This is a genomic window from Aeromonas aquatica, from assembly GCF_000764655.1.
Lineage (GTDB): Bacteria > Pseudomonadota > Gammaproteobacteria > Enterobacterales > Aeromonadaceae > Aeromonas > Aeromonas aquatica.
Genome location: NZ_JRGL01000092.1, coordinates 123,852 through 137,046, shown reverse-complemented (window position 1 = coordinate 137,046; position 13,195 = coordinate 123,852). Strand labels below are relative to the sequence as shown.

The 13,195-nt window shown below is 65.8% G+C and carries 9 protein-coding genes; 5 read left to right on the top strand and 4 right to left on the bottom strand.

Translation table 11 applies throughout. The features are described from left to right. The first annotated feature begins 227 nt into the window (after positions 1–227). From LG30_RS0110450 to pepE, 3 genes are all read left to right on the top strand, one after another. Entirely contained in the window at positions 228–2,102 is a 1,875-nt protein-coding gene (locus LG30_RS0110450) for a sensor histidine kinase (RefSeq protein ID WP_052100981.1), read from the top strand. 1 nt (position 2,103) lies between these two features. Further along, positions 2,104–2,712: a response regulator transcription factor gene (locus LG30_RS0110445; protein WP_033130633.1), complete on the top strand. Its 609-nt coding sequence runs from the start codon at positions 2,104–2,106 to the stop codon at positions 2,710–2,712. A 158-nt stretch (positions 2,713–2,870) separates the two neighbouring features. Next, positions 2,871–3,599: a dipeptidase PepE gene (gene pepE / locus LG30_RS0110440; protein WP_033130632.1), complete on the top strand. Its 729-nt coding sequence runs from the start codon at positions 2,871–2,873 to the stop codon at positions 3,597–3,599. Between the two features lie 92 nt (positions 3,600–3,691). Here the strand turns inward: pepE and LG30_RS0110435 are convergent, their stop codons facing one another. From LG30_RS0110435 to LG30_RS0110425, 3 genes are read right to left on the bottom strand one after another with little or no spacing between them, the layout of a single operon-like run. Continuing rightward, a complete protein-coding gene (locus LG30_RS0110435) occupies positions 3,692–5,233 on the bottom strand; it encodes a DHA2 family efflux MFS transporter permease subunit (RefSeq protein WP_033130631.1) in 1,542 nt (513 codons plus the stop codon). Positions 5,234–5,240: 7 nt separating this feature from the next. After that, positions 5,241–6,332, bottom strand: a complete 1,092-nt coding sequence (locus LG30_RS0110430) for an HlyD family secretion protein (protein WP_033130630.1) — start codon at positions 6,330–6,332, stop codon at positions 5,241–5,243. A gap of 38 nt (positions 6,333–6,370) precedes the next feature. Further along, a complete protein-coding gene (locus LG30_RS0110425; RefSeq protein ID WP_081966142.1) occupies positions 6,371–6,799 on the bottom strand; it encodes a MarR family winged helix-turn-helix transcriptional regulator in 429 nt (142 codons plus the stop codon). Between the two features lie 119 nt (positions 6,800–6,918). Here LG30_RS0110425 and fumC point away from each other — a divergent pair, with 119 nt between their 5' ends. Beyond that, on the top strand, positions 6,919–8,310 hold the full coding sequence (fumC, locus tag LG30_RS0110420; protein WP_033130628.1) for a class II fumarate hydratase: 1,392 nt from the start codon (positions 6,919–6,921) through the stop codon (positions 8,308–8,310). 65 nt (positions 8,311–8,375) lie between these two features. On the opposite strand, the gene LG30_RS0110415 is transcribed toward fumC, so the two are convergent. Further along, positions 8,376–8,813, bottom strand: coding sequence for a VOC family protein (locus LG30_RS0110415; protein ID WP_033130663.1), 438 nt, complete (start codon positions 8,811–8,813; stop codon positions 8,376–8,378). Between the two features lie 363 nt (positions 8,814–9,176). Here LG30_RS0110415 and putA point away from each other — a divergent pair, with 363 nt between their 5' ends. Further along, positions 9,177–13,133, top strand: coding sequence for a trifunctional transcriptional regulator/proline dehydrogenase/L-glutamate gamma-semialdehyde dehydrogenase (gene putA / locus LG30_RS0110410; protein ID WP_033130627.1), 3,957 nt, complete (start codon positions 9,177–9,179; stop codon positions 13,131–13,133). Positions 13,134–13,195: the final 62 nt, after the last annotated feature.

Sequence of the window (13,195 nt, the reverse complement as noted above, 5' to 3'; positions counted from 1 at the left end):
GACTCTTCCTTCTGCTGGCTTGCCCAGGGGGCAAGCGTGGGGATGAGCCATTGTCCCCGCCACAAAAATCCGTCTCTATTGTGGTTTTCCACATAGCGGGGGCCCCCTTGATCCAGCGCAAGAAAAGCGGCGGGCCTCTGGCCGAACTGTGACGGGCCCCCCATTGCACACCCGACAGGGGGTCAAGCCGGCCCCTGATACCCCTCCCGGTGATAGACTGGCCGCCTATGTTCGCGCCCCTGTTCCTCCAACCCTTGCCATCATTCCGGTTCCGGCGGCTGAGCTGGCTGCTGTCCGGCCTGCTGCTCTGGCTGATGGCCCTGCCCGCTTTGGCTGCGTCCGAGCCGAGCCAGCCCGTGCCCGCATCAGCCCAAGCAGAGCCGGTGCGGATAGGCGTGCTGGCGACTCGTGGCCTCCCCCTCGCCCGGCAGCAGTGGCAACCGCTGATGGACTGGCTGGCACAGAGGGTGCCGGGCCAGCACTTCGCCCTGGTGCCGCTGGAGCTCGACGGCCTGGCCGAGGCCGTCGCCGATGAACGGATCGACTTTGTCATCACCAACCCGGGCCAGCTGGTCAGCCTGTCACGCCAGTATCCCCTCGCTTGGCTCGCGACCCTGAGGAGCCCGGACGGGGGTGACAACCTCGCCATCGGCGCCGCCCTGGTGGTGCGCGCCGACGCCCCCTTCCAGGGCTGGCAGGATCTCAAGGGAGAGGCGGTCGCCGCCGTGTCCCAGGAGGCCTTCGGTGGTTATCTCGCCTACCGTTTCGAGGCCTATCAGCAAGGTGTGCGGATAGATGACTTCTTTTCAGCGATAAACTTCACCGGATTCCCGCTGGATAGACTGATCTCCCAGCTGCAGCGCAAGGCGGTGGCCGCCGCCATAGTGCCTGTCTGCCAGCTCGAGCGCATGGCCCGGGAGGGCAAGATCACCTATGCGGATTTTCGGGTGCTCGACAGGCAGGCCGCCACCAGCCTCGGTTGCCAGAGCTCGACCCGGCTCTACCCGAACTGGTCCATCGCGAGCACGGAGCGGGTCTCCCCCGCACTGGCGCTGGCGGTCACCCGCGCCCTGTTCGCCCTGCCCCCGGACAGCGAGGCCGCCCGGGCCGCCGACTCGGCGGGCTGGACTGTGCCCACCAGCCCCCTCGCCATCGATCGCCTGCTCAAGGAGCTGGATCGCCACCCCTTGCAGAGCCCCTGGTGGCAGGAGGCCTGGCACTGGCTGCGCCAGCATCAAGAGTGGGGCTGGGGCGCCCTGCTGCTGCTGGCGCTGCTCGGCGGCCACCACCTGCTGCTGCAACACCTGTTCAACCGCAGCCAGCGACGACTGCTCAAAGCCCGCCACCGGCTCGATGAACAGGCTCGCCAGCTCGAGCAGGCCCGGCGCCTCGCGGAGCTTGGCGAGCTCGGTGCCAACATGGCCCACGAGATCAACCAGCCCCTGACCGCCATCGCCGGCTACAGCCAGGGGGCCCTGCGGCGCCTCGCCAAGCGGGAGCAGGCCACTCAGGATCCCGCCCTGACCCTGGCCCTGGAGCAGATAGGCCAGCAGGTAGAGCGCATCAGCCAGACCATAGGGCGGCTGCGATCCCGCTGGCAGAAGCGGCCCCGCATCCCCGAGCCCACGGATCTGGTGGCGCTGATGGCGCGGCTGACGCCGCTGCTGGAGCAGATGCTGGCACCGCTCGGCGTCGAGCTGATCCTCCGCTGGCAGGGCCAGCCACGCCGGCTCCTGCTGGATGGCACCGGGGTGGAGCAACTGCTGGTGAACCTCGTCAAGAATGGCGCCGAGAGCGCGGCGCAAACGGAAGAGATAGAACCCAGGGTCGAGCTGCGAATAGCCTTCGAGCCGGATCGGCTGCGGCTGGAGGTGCAGGACAACGGCCCCGGTCTCACGGCATCCCAGGTCCAGTTGCGGCAGGCGTTTTACAGCAGCAAGGCCGATGGCATGGGGCTCGGCCTCGCTATCTGCCGGGACGTGGTCGAGTTTCATCGTGGCCACTTCAGCCTGAGTGACGCCCAGCCCCGGGGCTGCCTCGCCCGGGTCGAGCTCCCCGTCCCGCCACCGGAGGCCAAGGCCTCCCAACCCCCGAGGAACTGACATGTCGACCACAGACCAACTCCCGCTCTATCTGGTCGATGACGATAGGGCCGTGCTCGACTCCCTCGGTTTCATGCTGGAGAGCTGCGATCTGGCGCTCAGCTGCTTTGACGATGGGGAGCGCTTCCTCGCCGAGGTGGCGCTCCACCAACCCGCCTGCCTGATCCTGGATTGCCGCATGCCGGGGCTGTCGGGCCCCGAGTTGCAGCAGAGACTGAAAGAGGCCCAGAGCCCCATCGCCATCCTCTTTCTCACCGGCCACGGGGACGTGCCCCTGGCGGTGGAATCCTTGAAACAGGGGGCGGTCGACTTCCTGCAAAAACCGGTGCAGCTGGCGCCTCTGCTCGCCGCCATAGCGCGGGCCGAGCAGGCGACCCTGGCCGCGGCGGCGCGGCTTGCCCATCGGCACGCTTTTGAGCGGCTCACCCCCCGCGAGCACCAGCTGTTGCAGCTCATCGCCCTGGGCCACAAGAACCAGCAGATAGCGAGCACACTCTGCATCTCGGTGCGCACCGTCGAGGTGTGCCGTGCCAGCCTGATGAAACGGCTCGAGGTCGACTCCCTGGCCGAGCTGATGCTGCTCTATGCAGACGTCCATTCGGCGCCCTGATGGCGGGGGGCATCCGGCCAAAAAATGGGCACTCCGCCGGCCGCCGGACACAAAACGCGATGAGATCACACACTTGGCGGCGCTATGGGGGTATGGTGCCCCCTCTGCCTTAATCGGGGCCCGTGCGGCCCTGCGCCTTTCGATATCGAGGAGTCACTATGGAACTGCTTCTTCTGAGCAACGGTAAAGCCACCGAATGTCCGGGTCTGCTCGGCTGGGCCCGGGATCGGGTGCAGAGCCTGCTCGCCCGCAAACAGGTCAAGCGCATCCTGCTCATCCCCTACGCGGTGATCCGCAGCGACTGGGACGCCAGGGCCAATGAGCTCGGCGAGAGCCTGGGAGTGGAAGCCGTCAGCATTCACCAGTTCGACGATCCTGTGGATGCCATCAACCGGGCCGACGCCATCTTCATCAGCGGCGGCAACACCTGGCGCCTGAACCAGCTACTGCACGAGTACGGCCTGATCGTGCCCATCCAGCGCGCCGTGCGCGAGCGCGGCGTACCCTATGTGGGCTGGAGCGCCGGTTGCAACGTGGCGACCCCGAGCATCCGCACCACCAACGACATGCCGGTGTGCAACGCCGCCGTGCTGCCGGCCCTCGGCCTCTTCCCCCAGCAGATCAATCCCCACTATCTGGATGCCAGCATCAGCGGCCACATGGGGGAGACCCGGGACGAGCGCCTCGCCGAGTTCTGTGCCATCAACCCGAGCGAGCACGTGGTGGCCCTGCGCGAGGCCAGTCTGCTGCAGATCAGTGGCGAGACCATCGAGTACTGGAGCGCCCGCGGCGAGGGTTTCAAGATCTTCAAGCACGGCGAGACGCCCCAGGAGTTTATGGATGCCGCCCCGCTTGCCGCGCTGACCCCCTTCACTCCCAGAGTCTGACGCGCTGGCATCGTCAGATGTGATGCATCAATGAAAAGAGGGATGGCCTTGGCCATCCCTCTTTTTTATCCGCGACACGCCAGGGCAAGCCCTTATTCCAGGATCGCCATCTCTTCGCGCTTGCCGGCCCCCCCCTTGGGGGTCTTGAGCAACAGCACCAGCGGCACCGCGCACAGGGTCACCCACATCATCAGCCGGAAATCCTGCAGATAGGCAAGCAGGCTGGCCTGACGGGTCACCTCGCCGTTAAGCATGGCGAGCCCCTTGGGGGTCATCAGCGCCGCCGCCCCCATCCCCTGCTGCAACCCGGTGTTGAAGGGGGTGATGTAGGAGGCGAACACCTCGTGGTTCATCTGGGTGCGCTGGGCCAGATAGGTGATCACCACGGAGATGCCGATGCTGCTGCCGATGTTGCGCACCAGGCTGAACAGCGCCGTCCCCTCGTTGCGATAGCGCGGGGCCAGGGTCGCGAAGGTGATGGTGGAGAGCGGCACGAAGATGAAGCCGAGCCCCAGCCCCTGCACTATGCCGGTGCGCACTATGTCCCAGCTGCTGATGTCGGTGTTGAACAGGGTCATCTCCCACATGGAGAAGCTGGTGAGCAGCAACCCGGTCAGGATGAGGTAACGCACGTCCACCCGGCCCGACAGCCTGCCCACCAGCATCATGGCGAACATGGTGCCCACACCGCGCGGGGCGAGCAGATAGCCCACGTCGATGACCGGATAGCCCATCAGGCCCTGCATAAAGGGCGGCAACAGCGTCATGGTCGCCAGCAGTATGATGCCGACGATGAAGATGAACACCAGGCCGACGCTGAAGTTGCGATCCTTGAACAGGGCCGGCTCTATGTAGGGGTGCGGGTGGGTGAAGATGTGCACCACGAACAGGTAAAATGCCATCACCATCAGGATGGTCTCGATGACGATCTCGGGGCTGGCGAACCAGTTCTGGGACTCCCCTCTGTCCAGCGCCATCTGCAGCGCCCCTATGCCGAGGCTGAGCAGGGCGAAGCCCAGCAGATCGAAGCGGCGGCTCGCATCGAGCCTGGTCTCCTCGATGAAGGCGGCGAGGCCGAACCAGGCCAGCAGGCCGAACGGCAGATTGATGTAGAACACCCAGCGCCAGTTGTAGTACTCGGTGAGCCAGCCGCCCAGGGAGGGCCCGAGGATGGGGCCCACCATGACACCAATGCCCCAGAGCGCCATGGCGGAGCCGTGCTTCTCCGGCGGATAGGTGTCGAGCAGTACCGCCTGGGAGAGCGGCACCAGGCTGGCGCCGAAGATCCCCTGCAGCAGGCGGAACAGCACGATTTGATCCAGGCTCTGGGCCGCGCCGCACAGCATGGAGGCGACGGTAAAGCCCGCCACCGACCACATGAACAACCTTTTACGGCCGATCCGCGCCGAGATGAAACCGGTCAGCGGCATGAAGATGGCCGCCGCCACTATGTAGGAGGTCAGCACCCAGGAGATCTGATCCTGGGTGGCCCCCATGGCCCCCTGCATGTGGGGCAGGGCGACGTTGGCGATGGTGGTGTCCAGCGCCTGCATGATGGTGGCCAACATCACCGACAGGGTGATGAAGCCACGCTGGGAGCGTTGATCGGCCCCCTGATGGCTTTGCGTTGTCATATCAACCTCAGAATGACCAGCCTAGCAGGCTGCGTTTGTGGCCAGTGTCGATCTTGGTCATGGCGCTCAGGCCCGCCCGCAACACGGGCTGATCCGTCACCTCGTCGAGCTTGATCCGCACCGCCACCCGCTGGGCGATCTTGACCCAGTTGCCGGTGGCGTTCTGGGCCGGGATCACCGAGAACTCGGAGCCGGTGGCCGGGCTCAGGCTCTGCACCACCCCGTGCCAACGGGCATCGGGATAGGTATCCACGCTGATGTCCACCTGCTGGCCTGGCTGCACATGGGTCAGCTCCGTCTCGGTGAAGTTCGCCTCTATCCAGGGGCTGTCCGTCTCCACCAGCATCATGGCGGTCATGCCCACCAGGCTGTATTGGCCGGGCTTGGGCAACTGGCTGGCGATGCCGTTGGCGGGGGCATAAATCTTGGTGCGGGCCAGATCCAGCTTGGCCTTGGCGAGACCGGCCGCTGCTTCCTGATAGGCGGGTTGCTGCTCGACCGGCAGGTTGACGTCGCCGTTCAGGGAGGCCTCTATCTGCTTGAGCCCCTCTTCCAGCGCCACCTGTTGCTGGGCGGTCTGGATGGTGAGCTGGCGCGCATCGTCATAGTTGGCGGTGGAGGTGAAGTGCTTGGCCACCAGATCCGCCTGACGGTGCTCCTCTTTCAGGGCATAGGCATGACGGGTGCGGGCCACGTCGATCTCCGCCTGCTGACCGCGATAGCTGGTCTGCAGCGCCACCAGATCGGTGCGCACCTTGGCCAGCTCCGCCTCGGCCTTGGTCACGGCCACCTGGAAGGACTCGGGATCCAGCTCGAACATCAGCTGGCCAGATTTGACCTGCTCGTTCTCGCCGACATAGACCCTGGCCACCCGGCCCAGTACCTCGGTACTGATAGGCACCTTGTCGGCCTTCACGTAGGCGTTGTCGGTCTCGACGTAACGGCCACCCAGCATGTAGATGGCACCGATGCCGAGCAGGGCCAGCGCCGGTACCACCACCAGCAACAGCAGGCGGGTCCGGCGAAGGTTGGCGCCGGGGCTCGGGGCAACGGGGCTCGGTGAGACGAGGCCCTGGGAGGAGGGAGAAGTGGCATTCATAAAAACGCTCCGCTAATGGTGCTTGAAGGAGAAAGGAATCAGGAGTGGGAGAGATTGGTGCGCAGGGTCTTGAGGGAGTCGCAGAGCGAGCGCGTCGCCTCCTCCCCCAGCTCGCCGATGGCGCGCTGATGCACCGCCGCCGAGGCCTGCTTGATCATCGCGAGATAGGGGGTCGCCGCCTCGGTCAGATAGAGCTGATAGGCCCGTCGATCGCTGGGATCGTTGCGTCGCTCCACCAGGCCGTTCTCGGCCAGCTGATCGAGCTGCCGCGCCAGGGTGATGGGCTGGATATCCAGCCGCTCCGCCAACTCCACCTGGCGGATCCCCTCATCGCGGGCGATATGGACCAGGGCGCGCGCCTGGGCCAGGGTCAGGCAACTGCCCTCCAGCTGCTGCTGGAACTGACGGCGCATCAGGCGCTGCACGTCGCCGATCAGGAATCCGAGGGAATCGGGTTGTTTGTTCATCATAGCCAACCTATATAATAAGCTTTACTTATTATATGCAAGGCGCAGAAATAAGCAAACTGGCCTCGGCCGCGCTTTATGGTCATGCTAGGGAACACCCAATCGGCAGGAGAGCGCGGATGAACATCAGGATGGAAAGAGACAGCCTGGGGGAGATAGCCGTCCCGGCGGACAGATTGTGGGGCGCCCAGACCCAGCGCTCCCTGCATCACTTCAACATCTCGGGGGAGCGCCAGCCCAGAGAGATCATCCTGGCCCTCGCCCGCATCAAGGCGGCCTGCGCCCGGGTCAACCACGATCTCGGGCTGCTGCCGGCGCGCAAGGCCCAGGCCATCATGGCCGCCGCCGACGAGATCCTGTGTGGCCAGCACGGGGACGAGTTTCCGCTGATGGTGTGGCAGACCGGCTCCGGCACCCAGACCAACATGAACCTCAACGAGGTGCTGGCGAACCGGGCGAGCGAGCTGCTCGGCGGCGCCCGGGGCGAGGCGCGGCTGGTGCACCCCAACGACGAGGTGAACAAGAGCCAGTCCAGCAACGACGTCTTCCCGAGCGCCATGAACCTGGCCGCCGTCATCGCCATCACGGGGCAGTTGCTGCCGGCGCTGGTCGCCCTCAAGGAGACCCTGGCCAGCAAGGCCGCCGCCTTCGACGACATCGTCAAGATTGGCCGCACCCACCTGCAGGATGCCACCCCCCTCACCCTGGGGCAGGAGATCTCCGGCTGGGTCGCCCAGCTCGGTCAGGGGGAGCGCCACCTGCGCGCCACCCTGCCCCATCTGTATGAGCTGGCCCTCGGCGGCACCGCGGTCGGTACCGGCCTGAACTGTCCCCCCGGCTTCGCCGAGGCGGTGGCCCGCACCCTCGCCGAGCAGACGGGCCTGCCGCTGGTCAGCGCCCCCAACAAGTTCGAGGCGCTGGCGGCGAGCGATGCCCAGGTGTTTGCCCACGGCGCCCTCAAGACGCTGGCGGCGTCCCTCATGAAGATCGCCAACGACGTGCGCTGGCTCGCGAGCGGCCCCCGCAGCGGACTCGGGGAGCTGATCATCCCCGAGAACGAGCCCGGCTCCTCCATCATGCCGGGCAAGGTCAACCCGACCCAGAGCGAGGCACTCACCATGCTGTGCGCCCAGGTGATGGGCAACGACGTGGCCATCAACATCGGCGGCGCCAGCGGCAACTTCGAGCTCAATGTATTCAGGCCCATGATCGCACACAACTTCCTGCAGAGCGTGCGGCTGCTGGCGGACGGCATGAAGAGCTTCAACGAGCACTGCGCCCTCGGCATCAGTCCGAACCGGGCCCGCATCGACGAGCTGCTGGCCAGCTCCCTGATGCTGGTGACCGCGCTCAATCCCCACATCGGCTACGACAAGGCGGCCGAGATCGCCAAGCACGCCCATCACCAAGGGCTGAGCCTGAGGGAGGCCGCCATCGCCTCGGGCCACCTCACGGCGCAGCAGTTCGATGCCTGGGTGGTGCCCGCCGAGATGGTGGGGCGCAGCAAATAAGGCCAGAAGCAGGCTATATAGATAAAAAGGGCGCCATGGCGCCCTTTTTCATGATAACCCCGCTATCAGGTCTTGCTCTGGCAGTTGAACATCCAGTGGGTGCCAAACTTGTCGACCAGAGATCCGAAGTAGTCCCCCCAGAACATCTCCTGCAACGCCATCTCCACCTTGCCCCCCGCCCCCAGGGCCGCAAATAACCTGTCGGTCTCGGCGCGGCTGTCCGGCTCCAGGTTGAGGTAACTGTTGTTGCCCTGCACCAGGGTGAAACCCATGCTGGCGGGGGCATCCGTTCCCATCAGCACATGGCCGCCGAGGATGGACAGCTCCACGTGCATCACCAGCTCCCCGTCCGCCTCGGACAGGGCGGGCTGGCCCGGGCAACCGGGGGAATCCTTGAATCGGTGGATGGGGCCGTTGAAGTCGCCGCCGAACACCTCCCGGTAGAACAGGAAGGCGGCCTCCGTCTCCCGGGGGAAATTGAGATAGGTACTGACACGTGCCATGGTGATCTCCTTGTCACTGATGTGGCTGGCCCGCTGGCCAGCTATCAGCATAGAAGAGTCGGCCGCGGGTGCTCCCTCGCCTGATGGCGGAGGTCATACGATCAAAGAGCAACCTCACATCATTCTGGGTTGCACCTTTTTCCAAGGCAAAGGGAGGTAAGCCACCAAGTCCCTCATCTCCCGGCAAAAAATGCCGGTGGCGGCACCTCGTCCGGCCCTATCCCCAGCCCATATGGCACGGCTTAATTCAGCAATGTAGCGCAGGCATTAAAATTTATACTTGCGGGTTGCACCAGGTTGCACCATTATCGCCAAAATTTAACCATCCGGTAATACTGTTACCTTCTCGACACAGGAAGTCCCATGGCCACCACCACTCTTGGCGTTAAACTCGATGATGCGACCCGCGACCGGCTCAAGCAGGCGGCGCAGACCCTGGATCGCACCCCGCACTGGCTGATCAAGCAGGCGATCTTCACCTATCTGGAACAGCTGGATCGCGGCCTGACCCCGCCCGAGCAGTCCGGCCTGGCCGCCGCCGCTGGGGAAGAAGCCGTCGAGGCGCTGACCGAGCAGGGCATCCAGGTCTTCCTCGAGTTCGCCGAGAGCATCTTGCCGCAGTCCGTGCTGCGTGCCGCCATCACCTCCGCCTATCGCCGTCCCGAGACCGAGGCCGTGCCCATGCTGCTGGAGCAGGCCCGCCTGCCCAAGGACAAGGCCGAGGCGACCCAGAAGCTCGCCTTGAGCATCGCCGAGAAGCTGCGCAACCAGAAGGGTGCCAGCGGCCGTCAGGGCCTGGTGCAGGGCCTGTTGCAGGAGTTCTCTCTCTCCTCCCAGGAAGGGGTGGCGCTGATGTGTCTGGCGGAGGCGCTGCTGCGCATCCCGGACAAGGCGACCCGTGACGCCCTCATCCGCGACAAGATCAGCGGTGGCAACTGGAGCCAGCATCTGGGCAACAGCACCTCATTGTTCGTCAACGCCGCCTCCTGGGGCCTGCTCATCACCGGCAAGCTGGTGGCCACCCATAACGAGGCCGGCCTCAACAGCTCCCTCAAGGGGCTGATCGGCAAGGGCGGCGAGCCGCTGATCCGCAAGGGTGTCGACATGGCCATGCGGCTGATGGGTGAGCAGTTCGTCACCGGCGAGACCATAGCCGAGGCGCTGGCGAACGCCGGCAGCACCGAGAGCAAGGGCTTCCGCTATTCCTACGACATGCTGGGCGAGGCGGCCCTGACCGAGGAGGACGCCAAGCGCTATCTGGCCTCCTACGAGCAGGCCATCCACGCCATCGGCAAGGCCTCCCACGGCCGCGGCATCTACGAGGGCCCGGGCATCTCCATCAAGCTCTCCGCCCTGCACCCGCGCTACAGCCGCGCCCAGTACGATCGGGTGATGGAAGAGCTCTACCCCACCCTGCTCTCCCTGACCCAGCTCGCCAAGCAGTACGACATCGGCATCAACATCGACGCCGAGGAGGCCGATCGGCTGGAGATCTCCCTCGATCTGCTGGAGCGGCTCTGCTTCGATCCGAGCCTCGCCGATTGGAATGGCATCGGCTTCGTCATTCAGGCCTATCAGAAGCGCTGCCCCTATGCCATCGACTACGTCATCGACTTGGCCAAGCGCAGCCGTCACCGCCTGATGATCCGGCTGGTGAAGGGCGCCTACTGGGACAGCGAGATCAAACGCGCCCAGCAGGACGGCCTGGAAGGCTATCCGGTCTATACCCGCAAGCCCTACACCGATCTCTCCTACCTCGCCTGTGCCCGCAAGCTGCTGGCGGTACCGGAAGCCATCTACCCGCAGTTCGCCACCCACAACGCCCACTCCCTGTCGGCCATCTACCAGCTGGCCGGGCAGAACTACTACCCTGGCCAGTACGAGTTCCAGTGCCTGCACGGCATGGGTGAACCGCTGTACGAACAGGTAGTCGGCAAGGTCGCCGACGGCAAGCTCGGTCGCCCCTGCCGCATCTATGCGCCGGTCGGCAGCCACGAGACCCTGCTCGCCTACTTGGTGCGCCGCCTGCTGGAGAACGGGGCCAACACCTCCTTCGTCAACCGCATCGCGGACAACAGCATCTCGCTGCAGGATCTGGTGCAGGATCCGGTGCAGCAGATCGAGCAGATGGCCGCCCGCGAAGGCACCCTGGGCCTGCCGCACCCGCGCATCCCCCTGCCCCGGGATCTGTACGGCGACGCCCGCCCGAACTCCGAAGGACTGGATCTCGCGAACGAACATCGCCTCGGATCCCTGTCCGCCGCCCTGCTCGGCAGCACCAATACCCGCTATCAGGCGCTGCCCATGTTGGGTACCGAGGTGCCGGCACCGACCGAGTTCCAGGCTGTGGTCAACCCGGCGGATCACCGTGATCTGGTTGGTCAGGTGAGTGAAGCCACTCCCGAGCTGGTCGACAGTGCGCTGGCCTGCGCTCTGGCCAGCGGCCAGATCTGGCAATCGACTCCGCCGGCCGAGCGTGCCGCCGTGCTGGACAGAGCCGCCAATCTGATGGAGTCAGAGCTGCAGCCCCTGATGGGCCTGCTGGTGCGCGAATCCGGCAAGACCTTCAGCAACGCCATCGCCGAGGTGCGCGAGGCGGTGGACTTCCTGCGTTACTACGCCGCCCAGGCCCGCAACCACTTCGCCAACGACAGCCACAGGCCGCTGGGCCCCGTGGTCTGCATCAGCCCCTGGAACTTCCCGCTGGCCATCTTCAGCGGTCAGGTCTGCGCCGCGCTGGCAGCCGGCAATACGGTGCTGGCGAAACCCGCCGAGCAGACCCCCCTCATCGCCGCCCAGGCGGTGCGCATCCTGCGCGAGGCAGGGGTCCCCGAGGGCGCGGTGCAACTGCTGCCGGGCCGCGGTGAGACGGTGGGCGCGGCGCTTATCGCCGACGAGCGGATCCGTGGCGTCATGTTCACCGGCTCCACCGAGGTGGCGGGCATCATCTCCCGCAACCTGGCCGGTCGCCTCGATGCCCAGGGCCGCACCATCCCCCTCATCGCCGAGACCGGTGGCCAGAACGCCATGATCGTCGACTCCTCCGCCCTGACCGAGCAGGTGGTGATGGACGTCATCTCCTCGGCGTTCGACAGCGCCGGCCAGCGCTGCTCCGCCCTGCGGGTGCTGTGCGTGCAGGACGATGTGGCGGAGCGGGTGATCCGCATGCTCAAGGGGGCCATGGCCGAGTACAAGGTCGGCAACCCCGAGCACCTCTCCACCGACATAGGCCCTGTCATCGACGCCGAGGCCAAGGCCAATATCGAGCAGCACATCAAGGCCATGACCGACAAGAGTCGCAAGGTGCATCAAATTGCCCGTGTCCCTCTGTGTGCAGACAAGGGCGCCGATTACAGCCGCGGCACCTTCGTGCTGCCGACCCTGATCGAGCTCGACAGCCTGGATGAACTCGGCCGCGAGGTGTTCGGCCCGGTGCTGCACCTGGTGCGTTACCCGCGCGCCAAGCTCGGCGAGCTGCTCGCGCAGATCAACGACAGCGGCTACGGCCTGACGCTGGGGGTGCATACCCGGATCGACGAGACCATCGCCCAGGTGGTCAACACCGCCAAGGTCGGCAACCTCTACGTGAACCGCAACATAGTGGGTGCCGTGGTAGGGGTGCAGCCCTTCGGTGGCGAGGGTCTCTCCGGCACCGGTCCCAAGGCCGGTGGTCCGCTCTACATGTACCGCCTGCTGGCGACCCGCCCGCAGGATGCGGTGGCCAGCCATCTGCGCCAGGAGCCGGGTGCAATCCAGCGCACCGAGGCGACCAAGCCGGTCCTGCAGGCGCTGCGCAACTGGGCAGCCAAGCAAGAGAAAGCGCTGGTAGCCCTGTGCGACCAGTATGGCGAGCTGGCCCAGAGCGGTCTGACCCAGGTGCTGGTCGGCCCCACCGGTGAGCGCAACACTTACAGCCTGCTACCCAGGGAGCGGGTGCTCTGTCTGGCCGAGGATAAAGCGGATCTGCTGGCCCAGCTGGCGGCCTGTCTCGCGGTCGGGACGCAAGTGCTGTGGCAGGACAACGCCCAGAACCGTACCCTGCAAGCCGGCCTGCCGGCCGAGGCACGGGGCCGCATCCAGCTGGTGGCGGACTGGGCCAACGGCGACATCGGCTTCGATGCCCTGCTGCACCACGGCGACTCGGATCAGCTGATCGAGGTGAGCAAGCTCGCCGCCGCGCGCCCTGGCGCCATCGTCGGCGTGCACGGCCTGCACCGTGGCGAGACCGACATCCCCCTGGAGCGCCTGCTGATCGAGCACGCCCTCTCGGTCAACACCGCCGCCGCCGGTGGCAACGCCAGCCTGATGACCATAGGCTAAGCACCACACACCGACAGAGAGCCAGGCCCCGCAGACGCGGGGCTTGTTCTTTCGGCCATGGG

Coding starts and splice junctions, on each gene's coding strand:
- LG30_RS0110415 (WP_033130663.1), bottom strand. CDS start 8,813: ATGGCACGTGTCAGTACCTATCTCAATTTCCCCCGGGAGACGGAGGCC.
- LG30_RS0110435 (WP_033130631.1), bottom strand. CDS start 5,233: ATGACAACGCAAAGCCATCAGGGGGCCGATCAACGCTCCCAGCGTGGC.
- pepE (WP_033130632.1), top strand. CDS start 2,871: ATGGAACTGCTTCTTCTGAGCAACGGTAAAGCCACCGAATGTCCGGGT.
- fumC (WP_033130628.1), top strand. CDS start 6,919: ATGAACATCAGGATGGAAAGAGACAGCCTGGGGGAGATAGCCGTCCCG.
- putA (WP_033130627.1), top strand. CDS start 9,177: ATGGCCACCACCACTCTTGGCGTTAAACTCGATGATGCGACCCGCGAC.
- LG30_RS0110445 (WP_033130633.1), top strand. CDS start 2,104: ATGTCGACCACAGACCAACTCCCGCTCTATCTGGTCGATGACGATAGG.
- LG30_RS0110425 (WP_081966142.1), bottom strand. CDS start 6,799: ATGAACAAACAACCCGATTCCCTCGGATTCCTGATCGGCGACGTGCAG.
- LG30_RS0110450 (WP_052100981.1), top strand. CDS start 228: ATGTTCGCGCCCCTGTTCCTCCAACCCTTGCCATCATTCCGGTTCCGG.
- LG30_RS0110430 (WP_033130630.1), bottom strand. CDS start 6,332: ATGAATGCCACTTCTCCCTCCTCCCAGGGCCTCGTCTCACCGAGCCCC.